Here is a 17,316-nt window from a genome sequence, read left to right on the forward strand (position 1 = left end):
GCTGCTCAGGCGCGGATGATCGCGCCGGACCGCGGCGGCACGGAGCCCGCCTCGAGCGGACGCGTCGCGAACAGCACCTCGCGCGGCTCGCCGATCTCCAGCGGCGCGTCGGCGAGGTTCACGACGATCTCGAGCGCGCCGCGGCGCAGGCGGATCCACCGCGGATCCTCGCTCCACTCGGCGCTCAGGCGGGAGAACCGCGGGTCGGTGAGGTCCGGCTCCCGGCGACGCAGGGCGGCGAGCTCACGGTGCACGGCCAGCAGCCGCGTGTGCCGCGAGTCGCCGGCCTCCTCCGGGTACGGCTCGGCCCAGTCGAGCTTGGATCGCCGGAACGTCTTCGGATCCTGCGGGTCGGGGACCACCTCGGGGTCCCAGCCCATCCGTGCGAACTCCGCGATGCGGCCCTTGGCCGTGGCGGCACCGAGGTCCGGCTCCGGATGCGCCGTGAAGAACTGCCACGGCGTGGAAGCCGCCCACTCCTCGCCCATGAAGAGCATGGGCGTGAACGGCCCGGCCAGGGTGAGCATCGCGGAGATCGCGAGCGCGTCGTCGTCCAGCGTCTGCGAGAGCCGGTCGCCGGTGGCGCGGTTGCCGATCTGGTCGTGGTCCTGCGCGTACGCGACCAGGCGCCAGGTCGGGGTCTCGGGCGGGATCGGGTGGCCGTGCCGGCGCTCCCGGAACGACGACCACGTGCCGTCGTGGAAGAACCCGCGCGTGGCGGCCTTGGCCAGCGCCTCGATCGGCTCGAAGTCGGCGTAGTAGCCGGCGGTCTCGCCCGTGAGCGCGACGTGCACGGCGTGGTGGTAGTCGTCGCTCCACTGCGCGTGCAGGCCGTACCCGCCCGCCTCGCGCGGCATGATCAGCTTCGGGTCGTTCATGTCCGATTCGGCGATGAGCGTGAGCGGGCGCCGCAGATGGGCGCTCAGCGCATCGACCCGCTCGGCCATCTCCTGCAGCAGATGCGTGGGGGAGTCGTCCACCAGGGCGTGCACGGCGTCCAGTCGCAGGCCGTCGACGTGCATGTCCCGGAGCCACATGAGCGCGTTGTCCACGATGTAGTCGCGCACCTCGCGGCGGGACAGGTCGACCGACGAGCCCCACGTGTTGGCGCTGTCCTCGCGCAGGTACGGCGCGTACCGCGGCAGGTAGTTGCCGCTGGGCCCGAGGTGGTTGTAGACGACGTCCTGGATGACCGCCAGGCCCGCCGCGTGGCACGCGTCGACGAACCGCCGATAGGCGTCGGGGCCGCCGTAGGTCTCGTCGACCGCGTACCAGAACACCCCGTCGTAGCCCCAGTTCCAGTCGCCGTTGAAGGAGTTCACCGGCAGCAGCTCGACGAAGTCGACCCCGAGGTCGACCAGGTGCGGCAGGCGGCCGATGGCGGCGTCGAGCGTGCCCTCGGGGGTGAAGGTGCCGAGATGCATCTCGTAGATGAGCGAACCGGCCAGCTGCCGGCCGGTCCAGCGGTCGTCCGTCCACGCGAAGCCGCCGAGGTCGTGCACCCGGCTCAGGTCGTGCACGCCCCGCGGCTGCCGCAGCGAGCGGGGATCGGGCAGCGGGGTCGGATCGTCGTCGAGCAGGAAGCCGTAGTCCTGCCCCGGCCGCTGCTCGACGTCCGCGCGCCACCAGCCGTCGGGGTTTCGGCGCATGGCGTGCTCGGCGCCGTCCAGGAGCAGGCGGACGGACGCCGGGCGCGGCGCCCACAGCTCGAAGCTCACGACGCGTCCTCCTCACGCAGCAGCAGGGCCACGGGGTATCGCGCCAGCAGGCCCGCCAGGCCGACGGCCCCGCCCTGCACGCTCTCCCCGGTGATCGTCTCGGTGTAGCGGCCGGGCGGCACGAGCACGACCGTGTCGCCCCAGCCCCCGCGGCGCTCCAGGCCGATCGGGAGCCGCGTCGCGACGGTGACCGCCCCGCCCCGGTCGAACGCGATCGCGTGGTCCGTGGCCGCACCGACGACCTCCAGCCCCGCGTAACGGGTGAACAGCTCGGGTCGGTCGCGACGCGCGTGGAGGGCGCGGGTCGTGACCAGGAGCTTGGCGGCTCCGGTCTCGTCCAGCTCGGGCAGCTCGCCCGAGCCGATCCCCTCCAGGATGGCGCGCCGCGCGTCGTAGTCGACGGGCAGCCGGTTGTCGGGGTCGACGAGCGACCGGTTCCACAGCTCCGAGCCCTGGTAGACGTCCGGGACGCCCGGCGCCGTCAGCTGGAGGAGCTTCGCCGAGACGGAGTTCGACCATCCCGCCGCCTGCACGAACGCGACGCACTCCTCGAGCGCGGTGCGGGCGACGTCGTCGTCGAACGCCGCGTCGACGAGCGCGTGCAGCCGCGTCTCGAACTCCTCGTCGGGCTCCGTCCACGTCGTCCCCGTGCCGGCCTCGCGGGCGGCCTTCTCGGCGTACGCGTGCGCGCGCTCCCGGGACAGCGGCCACGCCCCGAGGATCGAGGCCCACAGCAGCGCCTCCAACGGCCCGTCGCCGAGCGGCGCCCGGCCGCGCAGCGTGCGCAGGGTGCTGGCCCAGAGCCCGGGCACCTCGGCCAGCGCGTCGATCCGCGCGCGGGTGTCTTCGCCGCGCTTGGTGTCGTGCGTCGACAGGGTCGTCATGGACAGCGGCCAGGAGGCCTGCCGGACGCGCTGGCGGCGGTGGAACTCCGCGACGTCGATCGCGAACTCGGACGGGTCGCCGCCCACCTCGTTCAACGACGCGAGCCGCCCGTACCGGTAGAACGCGGTGTCCTCGACGCCCTTGGCCATCACGGCGCCGGACGTCTGCTGGAACCGGATCGCCGCGGCGTGCGCCGGATCCGACAGCGCCGGCAGCAGGCGGTCGATCGCGGCGGCGAGGTCGGGGCGGCGCCCGCGCGCCGCGTGCGCGGCCTCGTGCAGGTGCTCGATCCCGGCTGGCAGGTAGGAGCGGTACACCGGGAAGCACGCGAGCAGCTCGGCGAGCGCGTCCTCGGCATCCGGCCCATCCGGGACCAGCCGGGCGAGCCGGCGCACCTCGGCGTGGAGCAGCCGGTCGGCGATCGCGCGCTTGCCGTCGTGCACCATGGCGGCCCAGTCGACGGCGCCGCCGCGCGATTCGACCTCCAGCTCGTCCAGCGCGCCCCGGCCGGCGGGGTCGACCAGCACGCGGTCGACGTCGCCGAGCGCGTCGTATCCCGTGGTGCCCGCCGTCGCCCAGTGGGCGGGCAGCTCCTCGCCGGGCTCGAGGATCTTCTCGACCAGCACGTACGCACCGTCCGTCGCCTCGGCCAGCCGCTCGAGGTAGCCGCCCGGGTCCGTGAGCCCGTCCGGGTGGTCGATGCGCAGCCCGTCCACGAGCCCCTCGCGCACCCAGCGCAGGATCTCGGCGTGCGACTCGTCGAACACCCACGGCACCTCGACCCGCACCGCCGCGAGCGTCGAGACGGCGAAGAAGCGCCGGTAGTTCAGCTCGGAGTCGCCGCGCCTCCAGTGCACGAGCTCGTAGTGCTGGCGCGCGTGCACCTCGGCGGGCGGGGCGCCGTCGTCGCCCGTGCCCGGCGCGAGCGGGAAGCGGTGATCCCAGTACCGCAGCGTGCGGTCCTCGACCCGCAGGGGCGGGTCGTCCTCGCCCAGCACCGGGATCCGGATGCGCCCGCCGCCCGCGTCCCAGTCGATGTCGAACGCGTCGGCGTAGCGCGAGCCGCGGCCGTGCGTCAGCACGTCCCACCACCAGGGATTGAGGTGCGGCGTCGCGACGCCGACGTGGTTCGGCACGACGTCGGCGAGCACGCCGAGGCCCGCGTCGCGGGCCGCCTGCGCGAAGCGGGCCAGCCCCTCGGCGCCGCCGCGCGCCGGATCGACCTTCGAGTGGTCGACGACGTCGTAGCCGTGGTTCGATCCCGGCTCGCTGGCCAGGAGCGGAGAGAGGTACACGGTGTCGATCCCGAGATCCGCCAGGTATCCGACGATCTCCGCGGCGGCGTCGAGCGGGAACTCCTCGCGGATCTGGAGCCGGTAGGTGGCGCGGGGGACGCGGCGGCTCATGCCTTGCCCCGCATGTGGCGCACCGACGCGGCGGGGGAGTAGTCGGTCGCCGCCTCGGGGTCGCGCCACTCCTGCAGCACCACCACGGAGCGCGCCTCGACCGGCAGGGCGCTGCCGGCCTCGCGCTGCGACGGATCCGGTCCGTTCGCGGTGTTGAGCACGATCTCCCAGGACGCGCAGTACTCGGCGGCCGGCAGCGTGAAGTCCACGGGCTCGGAGTGCGCGTTGAAGCAGATCAGGAAGTGCCGGTCCGTGATCCGCTCGCCGCGCGAGCCGCGCTCGTGGATGCCCTGGCCGTTGAGGAACACGCCCAGCGAGCGCGCGTAGCTCGTCTGCCAGTCGCTGTCGTCCATGGCCGTGCCGTCGGGGCGGAGCCACGCGATGTCCGGCACCGGGCCGCCCTCGCCGCGCCACACGACGCGCCCGTCGAAGTAGCCCCAGCGGCGGAATGCGGGGTGCTCCCGGCGCAGTCGGGCGACGTGGGCCGTGAACTCGATGAGCGGCTCGTCGGCCTCGTCCCAGTGGATCCAGCTGAGCGGCGTGTCCTGCGCGTAGCCGTTGTTGTTGCCCTCCTGCGTCCGGCCGAGCTCGTCGCCGTGGAGCAGCATCGGCACGCCCTGCGACAGCAGCAGGGTCGCGATCATGTTGCGCTGCTGGCGGGCGCGGAGCTCGAGGATCTCCGGATCGTCCGTCGGGCCCTCGACGCCGAGGTTGTACGAGCGGTTGTGCGACTCGCCGTCCTTGCCGCCCTCGCCGTTCGCGTCGTTGTGCTTCTCGTTGTAGGACACGAGGTCGCGCAGCGTGAAGCCGTCGTGCGCCGTGACGAAGTTGATGGACGCGATCGGGCGGCGCGCATTGGCCTCGTACAGGTCCGCGGAGCCCGTGAAGCGCGACGCGAACTCGCCCAGGGTCGCCGGCTCGCCGCGCCAGAAGTCCCGGACCGTGTCGCGGTACTTGCCGTTCCACTCGGTCCACTGCGGCGGGAAGTTGCCGACCTGGTAGCCGCCGGGGCCGACGTCCCACGGCTCCGCGATCAGCTTGACCTGCGACACCACCGGATCCTGCTGCACCAGGTCGAAGAAGCTGGAGAGCCGGTCGACCTCGTAGAACTCCCGCGCGAGCGTCGCGGCCAGGTCGAAGCGGAACCCGTCGACGTGCATCTCGGTCACCCAGTAGCGCAGCGAGTCCATGATGAGCTGCAGCGAGTGCGGGTTGCGGACGTTGAGGGTGTTCCCCGTGCCCGTGTAGTCCATGTAGTACTGCTTGTCGTCCTCCACGAGGCGGTAGTACGCGGCGTTGTCGATGCCCTTGAACGACAGGGTCGGCCCCAGGTGGTTGCCCTCCGCGGTGTGGTTGTAGACCACGTCCAGGATGACCTCGATGCCGGCCGCGTGCAGCGCGCGCACCATGGCCTTGAACTCCTGCACCTGCTCGCCCTTGTCCCCGCTGGACGAGTACTCGCCGTGGGGCGCGAGGAACCCGAGCGTGTTGTAGCCCCAGTAGTTGCGCAGCCCCCTCTCCAGCAGCACCGAGTCGTGCACGAACTGGTGCACGGGCATCAGCTCGATCGCGGTGATGCCCAGGCGCTGCAGGTGCGCGATGACCGCGGGATGCGCGACGCCTGCGTATGTGCCGCGCTGCTCCTCGGGGATCTCGGGGTGCAGCTCCGTGAGGCCCTTCACGTGCGCCTCGTAGATGAGAGTGCGGCCGTACGGCGTGCCGGGGCGGCGGTCGCCGCGCCAGTCGAAGTACGGATTGATCACGACCGACCGCATGGTGTGCGGGGCCGAGTCGTCCTGGTTGCGCACGTCGGGGTCGTCGAACGTGTGGTCGAACAGGGCGGGATCCCAGTCGATCGAGCCGGACATCGCCTTGGCGTAGGGGTCGACCAGCAGCTTGCTCGGGTCGCAGCGCAGGCCGTTCGCGGGGTCGAAGGGCCCGTGCACGCGGTAGCCGTACTCCTGGCCGGGGGCCACGTCGGGCAGGTACGCGTGCCACACGTTGGCGTCGACCTCGATGAGGGGCACGCGCGTCTCCGTGCCCGCGTCGTCGAACAGGCACAGCTCGACCTTCTCGGCGACCTCGCTGAAGAGGGCGAAGTTCGTGCCGTCGCCGTCATAGGTCGCGCCGAGGGGATAGGGACGTCCGGGCCACGTTTCCATGCGCACCTGCCGTTCTGGTTGTGGTCCTGAGGAGGGTCTCGGCTCGACGCTAGCGGGGTCCCGGACGCCGGGAAAAGGGCTTGCCGGTTGAGCGCGGACCCGGTATCGCGCGCCCCACGCTGGGCCTCCGCGACGCGAACGTATGCCCACGGCGAACACGCGCGAGGCCCGGATACCCCGCGGGTAGGGTCATATCGACGCACCACTGAATGGAGTGAGAATGCCCGAACCGCTGATGGCACAGAGTGTCTTCGACCGGCTGCTGAAGGACCGCATCATCTGGCTTGGCTCGGAGGTGCGCGACGAGAACGCGAACGAGATCTGCGCGAAGATCCTGCTGCTCGCCGCCGAGGACTCGCAGAAGGACATCTACCTGTACATCAACTCGCCCGGCGGCTCGATCACTGCGGGCATGGCGATCTACGACACCATGCAGTTCGTGCCGAACGACATCGTCACGGTCGGCATCGGCATGGCCGCCTCGATGGGTCAGCTCCTGCTCACCAGCGGCACCAAGGGCAAGCGCTACATCACCCCGAACGCCCGCGTGCTGCTGCACCAGCCGCACGGCGGCTTCGGCGGCACGGCCAGCGACATCCAGACCCAGGCCCAGCTGATCCTCGACATGAAGCGCCGCCTGGCCGAGATCACGGCCGCACAGACCGGCAAGACCGTCGAGCAGATCAACGAGGACGGCGACCGCGACCGCTGGTTCTCGGCCGAGGAGGCCCTCGCGTACGGCTTCGTCGACCACATCCGCGAGCACGCCGTCGACGTCACCGGTGCCGGCGGCACCGACCGCGCGGCGAACTGAGCCGGCAGCCACAGAGAAGGACGTATCGAAGATGCACACCCCCTACACCGGCCAGACGTCGCCCCAGGGCCTGCAGATGCCCGGCAGCCGCTACATCCTGCCCCAGTTCGAGGAGCGCACGGCCTACGGCTACAAGCGTCAGGACCCGTACAACAAGCTGTTCGAGGACCGCGTGATCTTCCTCGGCGTGCAGGTCGACGACGCGTCGGCCGACGACGTGATGGCGCAGCTGCTCGTCCTGGAGAGCCAGGATCCGGACCGCGACATCATCATGTACATCAACTCGCCCGGCGGCTCGTTCACGGCCATGACGGCGATCTACGACACGATGCAGTACATCTCGCCCCAGATCCAGACCGTGGTCCTGGGACAGGCGGCCTCCGCGGCGGCCGTGCTGCTCGCGGCCGGCGCGCCCGGCAAGCGCCTGGCGCTGCCGAACGCGCGCATCCTGATCCACCAGCCCGCCGTGGGCGAGGCCGGCCACGGCCAGGCGTCGGACATCGAGATCCAGGCGGCCGAGATCCTGCGCATGCGCACGTGGCTCGAGGAGACGCTGTCGAAGCACTCCAACCGCTCGGTCGAGCAGGTCAACAAGGACATCGACCGCGACAAGATCCTCGGCGCGGTCGACGCGGTCGAGTACGGCCTCGTCGACCAGGTGCTCACGACCCGCAAGCGCCAGGCGATCGCCAAGTAGTCGCCGACCTCCGTCGGCCCGACGCCCCGGATCCCGCGTGGGATCCGGGGCGTCGTCGTATCTCCGCGGTAACGTCCTCGAAACCCCGGCCCGGGACCATGGGCCGCGACGGAGCGGATCGAAGGGGGGAGCATGACGAGCGTTCAGACCAGGGGCGGGCGCCGCGACGGCGTGTTCGTGAAGGCGATGGGATCGGTCGACGCGCTGTTCGTCGGCTTCGGCGCCATGATCGGCTTCGGCTGGATCACGCTGACCAGCGGCTGGCTCACCTCCGCGGGCACGTGGGGAGCCATGCTCGCGTTCATCGTCGGCGGGGCCATCATGGTCCTCGTCGGCCTGGTGTACTCGGAGCTCGTGTCGGCCATGCCGCACGCGGGCGGCGAGCACAACTACCTCATGCGGGGCATGGGACCGCGCTGGTCGATGCTCGGGTCGTGGGCCATCACGGGCGGCTACATCACGGTCATCCTGTTCGAGGCCGTCGCGACGCCGCGCACGTTCGACTACCTGTTCCCGGGCCTCGCCTCGCTCATGCCGATGTACACCGTCGCGGGCTTCGAGGTCGGGCTGCCGTGGGCGCTCGTCGGCGTCGTGGCCGCGGTCGTCGTGACGTGGATCAACATCCGCGGCGTGAAGATCACGTCGCTCGTGCAGACCTTCGTGGTGTCTTTCCTCCTCCTGGTCGCGGCGCTCCTGGTCTTCGGAGGGTTCGCGGGCGGCGACGTCGCCAACACCGAGCCGCACTTCGTCGGCGGCGTCGCGGGGTTCGCGATCGTGCTCGGCGCCGTGCCGTTCCTGTTCGTCGGCTTCGACGTGATCCCGCAGGCGGCCGAGGAGATCGACCTGCCGCCGAAACGGATCGGACGGGTGCTCATCCTGTCCGTCGCGATGGCCGTGGCGTTCTACCTCGTGGTGATCTACGTCACCTCGCTGGCCATGCCGGCGAGCGAGCTGGCCTCGTTCGACCTCGTGACCGCCGACGCGCTGGCCATCATGCTGGGCGCGGACTTCTGGGGACGGGTCGTGATCGCGGGGGGCCTGGCCGGCATCCTGACCTCGTGGATCGGCTTCCTGCTGGGAGCGTCGCGCCTGCTGTGGGCGATGTCGGTCTCGGGCATGATCCCGGAGTGGTTCGGGAAGGTGCACCCGAAGTACCGCACGCCGTCGAACGCGCTGCTCTTCATCGGCGCGCTGTCGGTGCTCGCCCCCTTCGGCGGCACCGCGGTGCTGGGCTGGGCCGTCGACGGCGGCTCGCCGATGATCGTGCTCGCGTACGCGCTCGTCGCGCTGTCGTTCTGCCTGCTGCGCGTCAAGGACCCGGGGATGTCGCGCCCGTTCCGCGTGGGGCGCGGGCGCACGACCGGGATGGTCGTGGGCGTCGCGGCGACCGTGCTGTGCGTGCTGCTGTTCCTGCTCTACATCCCCGGTCTCACACCCATCAGCATCACGCTCGCCTGGCAGTCGTACCTGATCTTCGCGGTCTGGATGGTCGTCGGCGTGGTGTTCGCGCTCCGGCTCCCGAGCGGCATCAAGGCCGGGCCCGACACCGAGGCGATCCTGATCGCGGAGATCGCCGCTCGCCGCGGGCGCTCGGCGAAGGGCTGACCCGAGTCCGTGCGACGGACCGTGACAGGACTGTCACCGAATACGTCGCGCGTCGCGGCCCGGTGTCGGCGGCAGCGGTTAGGCTCGTGGAAGCTCGAACGGAAAGGCCCGAGGAGGACACATGGCTCGCATCGGTGAGAGCGCCGACCTGTTCAAGTGCTCCTTCTGCGGGAAGAGCCAGAAGCAGGTCCAGCAGCTGATCGCCGGCCCCGGCGTCTACATCTGCGACGAGTGCGTCGAGCTCTGCAACGAGATCATCGAAGAGCGGATGGCCGAGTCCCAGGGCGGGGGAGAGGTCGCGGAGTTCGACTTGCCGAAGCCGCGCGAGATCTTCCAGTTCCTCGAGGAGTACGTCGTCGGCCAGGAGCCCGCCAAGCGCGCGCTCGCGGTCGCGGTCTACAACCACTACAAGCGCGTCCGCGCGCGCGGCGAGCTGAAGCCCGCCGACCAGAAGGCCGAGGACGTCGAGGTCGCCAAGAGCAACATCCTGATGCTCGGCCCGACCGGCTGCGGCAAGACCTATCTCGCCCAGACCCTCGCGAAGCGCCTGAACGTGCCGTTCGCCGTGGCCGACGCGACGGCCCTCACCGAGGCCGGGTACGTGGGCGAGGACGTCGAGAACATCCTGCTCAAGCTGCTCCAGGCCGCGGACTTCGACGTCAAGCGCGCCGAGACCGGCATCATCTACATCGACGAGGTCGACAAGATCGCCCGCAAGGCCGAGAACCCGTCGATCACGCGCGACGTCTCGGGCGAGGGCGTGCAGCAGGCGCTGCTGAAGATCCTCGAGGGCACGGTCGCCTCGGTGCCGCCGCAGGGCGGCCGCAAGCACCCGCACCAGGAGTTCATCCAGATCGACACGACGAACGTCCTGTTCATCGTCGCGGGGGCGTTCGCCGGACTCGAGGACATCATCTCGTCGCGCGTCGGCAAGCACGGCGTCGGCTTCGGCGCCCCGCTGCACGACAAGAGCGACGACAGCGCGCTGTTCGGCGAGGTGCTGCCGGAGGACCTGCACAAGTTCGGCCTGATCCCCGAGTTCATCGGACGCCTGCCCGTGATCGCCTCGGTGCAGCCGCTCGACCAGCACGCGCTCATGGAGATCCTGACCGCGCCGCGCAACGCGCTGGTCAAGCAGTACCAGCGCATGTTCGAGCTCGACGGCGTGCAGCTCGAGTTCGAGGAGGAGGCGCTCCGTGCGATCGCCGACCTCGCGGTGCTGCGCAAGACCGGCGCGCGCGGCCTGCGTGCGATCCTGGAGGACGTGCTCGGCCCGATCATGTTCGAGATCCCCTCGAGCGACGACGTGGCCAAGGTCGTCATCACGCGCGCCGCGGTCGAGGACGGCGCCGAGCCGACCCTCGTCCTGGCCCAGAAGAAGAAGAGCGCCTGACGCGTCAGGGCTTGCCGACGGCGAGCCGCGAGCGCACCTCGGCGTCCTCGTCGAGGAACTCCGGCTCGGCCTCCGCGCCGACCGCGTCGAAGTAGCGGCTCAGGAAGCATCGGAACGCGGCCGCGTACGCGATGTCGGCGATCTCGAGGTCGCTGAAGCCCACCTCACGCAGCCGCGTGATGTCGCTCTCGCGGATCCGGGAGGCGTCGACCGCGATCTGCTCCGCGTAGTCCAGCATCGCGACGTCCCGCTCGCTGAGGCCCGCGCTGCGGTGGTCCGCCTGGATGGCCAGGGCGCGATCGCGGCCGACGAAGCGCGTGAGGCCGCGGAAGTACACGTGGCTGCAGTAGCTGGACGGCACGTGCTTGGCGACCACCAGCGTGATCATGCGGAAGGCCTCCAGACCCAGCGAGAAGCCGTCGCGCATCTGGTGGAGGAGGCGCTCCACGGGAGCGATGAGGTCCGGTCTGGCCGAGAGGCTCCGGGTCGCGTTCATGACGGATCCCATGGCCTCCCGCTCCGCCGCGTAGACCTCCGCGATCTCTCCGTCCGCCTCTTCGTCAGACACGGTCCTCAGGTACATGGCGCCTCCCGTCGGCCCCCCTGCGCGAAGCGTAGACCCGGCGGGGGCGCCGCCGACAGGCCTCAGCCCGTGAGGCCCCGCCGCCTCAGCAGCGGCGCGATCTCGGCGTCTCGCCCGCGGAAGTCGCGGTAGGCCTCGAGCGGATCCTTCGAACCGCCGACGCCGAGCAGGCGCCGGCGGAACCGGTCGCCGCTCCCGCGCGCGAGGCCGCCGTTCTCGCGGAACCACTCGACCGTGTCAGCGTCGAGCACCTCGGCCCAGATGTACGAGTAGTAGCCGGCGCTGTACCCGCCCGAGAACACGTGGGCGAAGTACGTCGACGAGTAGCGCGGGGGGACCGCGGGGTCGTCCAGGCCGATCTCGGCCAGCGCCGCGGCCTCGAACGCCGCGACGTCGGTCACGGACTCGGCCTCCTCCGGCGACAGCGAGTGCCATGCCTGATCCAGCCAGGCGGCGGCGAGGTACTCGCTGGTCGCGAAGCCCTGGTTGAACGACTCCGTGGCCCGCAGCCTCTCGACCACGTCGCCAGGGAGCGGCTCCCCGGTCTCGTGGTGCACGGCGTAGTTCGCGAGCACCTCCGGCCAGAGGATCCACATCTCGTTGACCTGGCTGGGGAACTCGACGAAGTCGCGATGCACGGCCGTGGCCGCGAAGTGCGGGTAGGTCACGGTCGCGAACAGGCCGTGCAGCGCGTGCCCGAACTCGTGGAAGAGCGTGGTGACCTGATCCAGCGTCAGCAGCGTCGGCTCTCCGGGGGCGGGCTTGGGGACGTTGAGGTTGTTGACCACCACGGGCTGGGTGCCGCGCAGCCGGGACTGCTTCACGATCGAGTTCATCCATGCGCCGCCGTGCTTCGAGTCGCGCGTGTAGAGGTCGAGCACGTAGAGCCCGAGCGGCGAGCCGTCCTCGTTCACGACCTCGAACGTGCGCGCATCCGGGTGGTAGGCCGGGATGTCCGCCCGCTCGCGGAAGGTCACGCCGTACAGCAGGGTCGCGGCGTGGAACACGCCGTCGCGCAGCACGCGCTCTGCCTCGAACCACGGGCGCAGCGCGGTCGTGTCGAGGTCGTACTCGGCGGCCCGGACCCGCTCGGTCCAGAAGTCCCAGTCGTGCGCGGCGAGCTCATACGGCTCCGGCTCGGTCTCGTCGACCAGCCGCTGCAGCGCGGCCTTCTCTGCCCGCGCGTTGCGGGCCGCCGGCGCCGCGAGGTCGAGCAGCAGGCCGCGGACCGCCTCCGGTGTGCCGGCCGTCTGATCGGCGGTCACGTAGGCCGCGTGCGACGCGTAGCCGAGCAGCCGCGCGCGCTGCGCGCGCAGACGCACGATCTCGAGGAGCACGGGGCCGTTGTCATGCGCGTCGCCGCGCGAGCCGCGGGCGAGCGAGGCGGCCATGATCCGCTCGCGCGCCGCGCGGTCCGTGAGCTGCGCCAGGTAGGGGTGGCCGGAGAAGAGCGTGAGGGTGACCAGCAGCCGGCCGTCCAGACCGCGGTCGCGCGCCGCCTGCTTCGCGGCGGACAGCTCGCCCGGCGTCAGCCCGTCGAGCGCCGCGGCGTCGTCGAAGACGACCGCGAGGTCGTTGGTGTCGGCGAGCAGGTTCTTCTCGAACTGGTTGGTGAGCTCCGACAGGCGCCGGTTCAGCTCGGTGAGGCGCGCTTTCGTGTCGTCATCGAGCGCGGCTCCCGCGTGGGTCATCTCGCGGAAGTGCCGCTCGACCAGGCGGCGCTCCTCGGGCTCCAGGCCGAGCTCCTCGATGCGGTCGTGCAGGGCGCGGATGCGCGCGTACAGGCGGGCATCGAGCTCGATGGCGTCGGTGTGGGCCGACATCAGGGGCGCGAGCCGCTCGTCGACGTCCTGGATCGCGGGCGTCGCGTCGGCCGCGCTCACCGTGTAGAAGGCGAGCAGCACGCGCTCCAGCAGGGCGCCGGCCCGCTCCAGCGCGACCATCGTATTGTCGAACGTCGGCTCGTCCTCGCGGGTGGCGATCGCCTCGATCTCGGCGCGATGCTCGGCGAAGGCTGCCTCGAATGCCGGGAGGTAGTGCTCCGGCCGGATCGCGGCGTAGTCGGGCACCCCGTACGGCAGGGGCGAGGGGGCGAGCAGGGGGTTGAACTCGGGCGCCTCGGTCATGCGTCCCACCCTACGACGCGGTGCCGCCGAGTCTCTGCAAAGAAATGCTTGCAAAGAACGCTTTGCAACTGTACGGTCGATGCCATGGACGACAAGAGCGAGACCACCGAGGCGCGAGAGCATCGCGTGCTCGGCGTCGCCGCGCTGCGTGCGCTGGCCCATCCGCTGCGGATGCGGATCCTCGACATCCTGAGTCAGAACGGCCCCCAGACCTCCAGCACCCTCGCGGAGCTCACGGGCGAGTCGTCCGGCTCGACGAGCTACCACCTGCGGATCCTCGCGCGCCAGGACCTCATCCGCGAGATCCCCGAGCGCAGCACGGGGCGCGAGCGCTGGTGGGAGCGTCCGCACGAGTCGCTCGCGTTCGGCGACACGGAGGAGACCCGCTCGCCCGCCGGCCGCGCCGCGCTGCAGGCCGCGACCGCCGAGTTCCATCGCCGCCGCGCGCAGGAGCTGGAGGAGTTCTTCACGAGCCGCATCGATCGCGAGCCGGAGGCCTGGCGGGAGGTCAGCGCGTCGTTCACGACCACGACCCGGATGAACCCGGATCAGCTCGCGGCCCTGGGAAAGCAGATCGAGGAGCTCGTGCGCGAGGCCGGGGCGCGCTATCGGGATCAGCAGGGCGACGACGTGCGGGCCGTGAGCATCCGTGCCGACCTGTTCCCCCTGCCCGAGATCGGAGGCACCGCATGACCGCCGTCTCCTTCCCCAAGCCGACCGCCGCGATGCCCTCGCTGCGGATCACGACGGCGGAGCGCCTCGCCCTGCGTGCGGCCGACGCGCTGGCGGCGCACATCCACCGGCAGGCGATGCGCCGCGGCGCGCGGCTGATGGCCGACCTCGAGCGCGAGCGGCTGCTCGGCGAGGCGCGCATGGCCGCCGCGCACGCGTCGGCGCGCACGCTGCCGCGGCTTTGAGGGAGTGACGACGAAGGCGCCGCGGATCGATGATCCCCGGCGCCTTCGTCACGAGCGGTCTAGCGCTCCTCGTCGTCCATGCCGTCGATGTGGCCCACGACCGGCAGTCCCTGAGCGTCCAGCGTCACGGTGACGCCGGTGTCGAGCTCGGCGATCGGGCGGCCCTCCAGCCAGGTGAGCGTCCACCCGGGCTTCGGCCCCTCCGGCAGGTGCTGCTCGACCTGCGCGATCGTCTCGTGCAGGTCGGCCGGCACCGAGGCGGGCGGCGTCGATCCTGCGGTCCAACGGGTTCCCAGCTGCATCATGCCTCCGTCTCCGCGAGGTCGATCCGCGTCACCGCGAACTCCTCGCCCTCCGTGATCTCGAGCTCCGCGATCCGGCCCACGGCCTTGAGGTCGTCGGCGGCGAGACGCAGCGCGGAGGCCTTGTCCGCCGGCGCGGTGATGGCCGCGAAGGCGACGGGCGTCTTCTGGGATGCCTTGGCCTCTGTCTTGGCGCGGCGGACGCCGATCAGCGCCTCGCTCGCGGCCGCGAGCACGGCCGGGTCGCCCGCGGCGCCGGTGGCGGTCGGCCAGGGAGCGGTGTGGATCGAGCCCTCCTGGAACCAGCTCCACGACTCCTCGGTCGCGAACGTGAGGACCGGCGCGAGCAGGCGCAGCAGCGCCTCCAGCGCGGTGCGCAGCGCGACGGCCGCCGAGCGGCCGGCGTCGCCGCCCGCGTAGGCGCGCTCCTTGACCAGCTCGAGGTAGTCGTCGCAGAACGTCCAGAAGAACGACTCCGACAGCTCGAGCGCGCGGGCGTGGTCGTACGCCTCCAGCGCGTCGGTCGCCTTCGCGATCACGTCGTCGAGCGTCGCGAGCATCGACAGGTCGAGCGGCTCGGTGACCTCGGCGCCCGGCGCGCCCAGCGCACCCGGGGCCTCGAAGCCCAGCACGAACTTCGCGGCGTTGAGCACCTTGATCGCGAGGCGGCGGCCGATCTTGATCTGCGTCGGGTTCTGCGGGTCGAACGCCGCGTCGGTGCCGAGGCGGCTCGACGCCGCCCAGTACCGCACGGCGTCGGAGCCGTGCTGGTCGAGGATGTCCGCGGGCGTGACGACGTTGCCCTTCGACTTCGACATCTTCTTCCGGTCGGGGTCGACGATGAAGCCCGAGATGGCCGCGTTGGCCCACGGGGCGCGGTCGTCCTCGAGGGCGCTGCGCAGCAGCGTCGAGAACAGCCACGTGCGGATGATGTCCTGGCCCTGCGGGCGCACGTCGAACGGCGCGACGAGCTGCCACAGCTCCTCGTCGCGCTGCCAGCCGCCGGCCAGCTGCGGGGTGAGCGACGACGTGGCCCACGTGTCGAGCACGTCGGTCTCGGCGTCGAACCCGCCCGGCACGCCGCGCTGATCCTCGGTGAAGCCCGGCGGCACATCCGTCGACGGGTCGACCGGCAGCTGCGCGGCGTCCGGCACCAGCACACGGTCATAGTCACGCTCGCCGTTCTCGTCGAGCGCGTACCAGACGGGGATCGGCACGCCGAAGAAGCGCTGGCGCGAGACCAGCCAGTCGCCGGTGAGGCCGTTCACCCAGTTCTCGTAGCGCACGCGCATGAACTCGGGGTGCCACTCGATCTCGCGACCCAGCTCGAGCAGGCGGTCGCGGAGCTCCTCGTTGCGGGCGCCGTTGCGGATGTACCACTGGCGGGTCGACACGATCTCGAGCGGGCGGTCGCCCTTCTCGTAGAACTTCACGGGGTGCGTGAACGGGCGAGGCTCGCCGATCAGCTCGCCGGACTCGGCGAGCAGCTCGACGACGCGCTTCTTGGCGCTGAACACCGTCTTGCCGGCCAGCTCGGCGTAGTGCGCCTTGGCCTGCTCGGTCGCGATCACGTCGGGGGCGTCGGCCACGATGCGGCCGTCCTGGCCGATGATCGTGCGGTTCGGCAGATCCAGCTCGCGCCACCAGATGATGTCGGTCACGTCGCCGAACGTGCAGATCATGGCGATGCCCGATCCCTTGTCCGGCTGCGCGAGCGGGTGAGGCAGCACGGGCACCTCGACGTCGAACAGCGGCGTGCGCACGGTGGATCCGAACATCGGCTGGTAGCGCTCGTCGTCCGGGTGGGCGACCAGGGCCACGCACGCGGCGAGCAGCTCGGGACGGGTCGTCTCGATCTCGATGTCGCCCGATCCGTCGGACTTGTGGAACGCGAGACGGTGGAACGCCGCGGGCTGCTCGCGGTCCTCGAGCTCGGCCTGCGCGATCGCGGAGCGGAAGTCGATGTCCCACAGGGTCGGGGCGAGCGCCTGGAACGCCTCGCCGCGCTCGACGTTGCGCAGGAAGGCCAGCTGGCTCGAGCGGATGGTCTCGTCCGAGATCGTGCGGTAGGTCTGGGTCCAGTCCACCGACAGGCCGAGCTTGCGCCACAGGTCCTCGAACGACTTCTCGTCCTCGACCGTGAGCTTCTCGCACAGCTCGGTGAAGTTGCGGCGGCTGATCGGCACCTGGTCGGCGGCCTTGAGGTTCTTGGTCGTGCCCTCGAACGGCGGCGTGAAGTCCGGGTCGTACGGTAGCGACGGGTCGCAGCGCACGCCGTAGTAGTTCTGCACACGGCGCTCGGTCGGCAGGCCGTTGTCATCCCACCCGATCGGGTAGAACACGGTCTTGCCGCGCATGCGCTCGAAGCGCGCCTTCACGTCCGTGTGCGTGTAGGAGAACACGTGGCCGATGTGCAGCGATCCCGACGCGGTCGGCGGGGGAGTGTCGACCGAGAAGACGCCCGCGCGGCCCTGGCTCTGCGCGGCGGCGCGGTCGAACAGGTACGTGCCCTGCTGCTCCCACGCGGCGCCCCACTTGTCTTCGAGACCCTCGAGGGCGGGCTTGTCGGGGATGGCGGCCATAGAGGATCTCCTGAAGCTATATGCGGCACGGTGTCTGCGTGCCTGAGTGTGGGTTGCCCGGCCAGTCTACCGGGGACCGCAGCCGCGGTATCCCCGGACGCCCGCGTCCGCGTAGAATCGGAGGAC

General features: G+C 71.1%; 13 protein-coding genes. 6 read left to right on the forward strand and 7 right to left on the reverse strand.

From position 1 onward, the window contains the following. Positions 1-5 precede the first annotated feature (5 nt). The 3 genes from treZ to glgX are packed head-to-tail and all read right to left on the reverse strand — an operon-like array spanning position 6 to position 6,171. The gene (gene treZ / locus B5M43_RS07865) at positions 6-1,718 is read right to left on the reverse strand and encodes a malto-oligosyltrehalose trehalohydrolase (protein WP_134745496.1); all 1,713 of its coding nucleotides are present in this window, start codon (positions 1,716-1,718) and stop codon (positions 6-8) included. Next, on the reverse strand, positions 1,715-4,009 hold the full coding sequence (gene treY / locus B5M43_RS07870; RefSeq protein ID WP_134745497.1) for a malto-oligosyltrehalose synthase: 2,295 nt from the start codon (positions 4,007-4,009) through the stop codon (positions 1,715-1,717). The genes treZ and treY overlap by 4 nt, the downstream gene beginning before the upstream one ends. Continuing rightward, positions 4,006-6,171, reverse strand: a complete 2,166-nt coding sequence (gene glgX / locus B5M43_RS07875; protein WP_055991362.1) for a glycogen debranching protein GlgX — start codon at positions 6,169-6,171, stop codon at positions 4,006-4,008. The genes treY and glgX overlap by 4 nt, the downstream gene beginning before the upstream one ends. A gap of 220 nt (positions 6,172-6,391) precedes the next feature. Here glgX and B5M43_RS07880 point away from each other — a divergent pair, with 220 nt between their 5' ends. From B5M43_RS07880 to clpX, 4 genes are all read left to right on the forward strand, one after another. Beyond that, positions 6,392-6,985, forward strand: coding sequence for an ATP-dependent Clp protease proteolytic subunit (locus B5M43_RS07880; protein ID WP_055991364.1), 594 nt, complete (start codon positions 6,392-6,394; stop codon positions 6,983-6,985). Positions 6,986-7,016: 31 nt separating this feature from the next. Beyond that, entirely contained in the window at positions 7,017-7,682 is a 666-nt protein-coding gene (locus B5M43_RS07885; RefSeq protein WP_055991367.1) for an ATP-dependent Clp protease proteolytic subunit, read from the forward strand. 132 nt (positions 7,683-7,814) lie between these two features. Then, on the forward strand, positions 7,815-9,287 hold the full coding sequence (locus B5M43_RS07890; RefSeq protein WP_055991370.1) for an APC family permease: 1,473 nt from the start codon (positions 7,815-7,817) through the stop codon (positions 9,285-9,287). A 121-nt stretch (positions 9,288-9,408) separates the two neighbouring features. Further along, complete coding sequence (gene clpX / locus B5M43_RS07895; RefSeq protein ID WP_134745499.1) at positions 9,409-10,680, forward strand: ATP-dependent Clp protease ATP-binding subunit ClpX; 1,272 nt, start codon at positions 9,409-9,411, stop codon at positions 10,678-10,680. A 4-nt stretch (positions 10,681-10,684) separates the two neighbouring features. On the opposite strand, the gene B5M43_RS07900 is transcribed toward clpX, so the two are convergent. Both B5M43_RS07900 and B5M43_RS07905 read right to left on the reverse strand, forming a co-directional pair. Beyond that, the gene (locus B5M43_RS07900; protein WP_200941094.1) at positions 10,685-11,248 is read right to left on the reverse strand and encodes a hypothetical protein; all 564 of its coding nucleotides are present in this window, start codon (positions 11,246-11,248) and stop codon (positions 10,685-10,687) included. A gap of 77 nt (positions 11,249-11,325) precedes the next feature. After that, positions 11,326-13,389 (reverse strand): M3 family metallopeptidase, encoded by a 2,064-nt coding sequence (locus B5M43_RS07905; RefSeq protein WP_134745500.1) that lies wholly within the window; start codon positions 13,387-13,389, stop codon positions 11,326-11,328. 84 nt (positions 13,390-13,473) lie between these two features. Between B5M43_RS07905 and B5M43_RS07910 the strand changes: the two genes are divergently transcribed. Beyond that, positions 13,474-14,082, forward strand: a complete 609-nt coding sequence (locus tag B5M43_RS07910) for a transcriptional regulator (protein ID WP_055991382.1) — start codon at positions 13,474-13,476, stop codon at positions 14,080-14,082. Then, a complete protein-coding gene (locus B5M43_RS07915; protein ID WP_055991385.1) occupies positions 14,079-14,306 on the forward strand; it encodes a hypothetical protein in 228 nt (75 codons plus the stop codon). Before B5M43_RS07910 ends, B5M43_RS07915 begins: the two co-directional genes overlap by 4 nt. Before the next feature lie 59 nt (positions 14,307-14,365). On the opposite strand, the gene B5M43_RS07920 is transcribed toward B5M43_RS07915, so the two are convergent. Together B5M43_RS07920 and valS are read right to left on the reverse strand one after the other, a co-directional pair. Continuing rightward, positions 14,366-14,611: a hypothetical protein gene (locus tag B5M43_RS07920; RefSeq protein ID WP_308068132.1), complete on the reverse strand. Its 246-nt coding sequence runs from the start codon at positions 14,609-14,611 to the stop codon at positions 14,366-14,368. Continuing rightward, positions 14,608-17,190 (reverse strand): valine--tRNA ligase, encoded by a 2,583-nt coding sequence (gene valS / locus B5M43_RS07925; RefSeq protein ID WP_055991388.1) that lies wholly within the window; start codon positions 17,188-17,190, stop codon positions 14,608-14,610. The genes B5M43_RS07920 and valS overlap by 4 nt, the downstream gene beginning before the upstream one ends. Between the last annotated feature and the right edge of the window lie 126 nt (positions 17,191-17,316).

This window comes from Microbacterium sp. MEC084 (assembly GCF_004514465.2).
GTDB lineage: Bacteria > Actinomycetota > Actinomycetes > Actinomycetales > Microbacteriaceae > Microbacterium.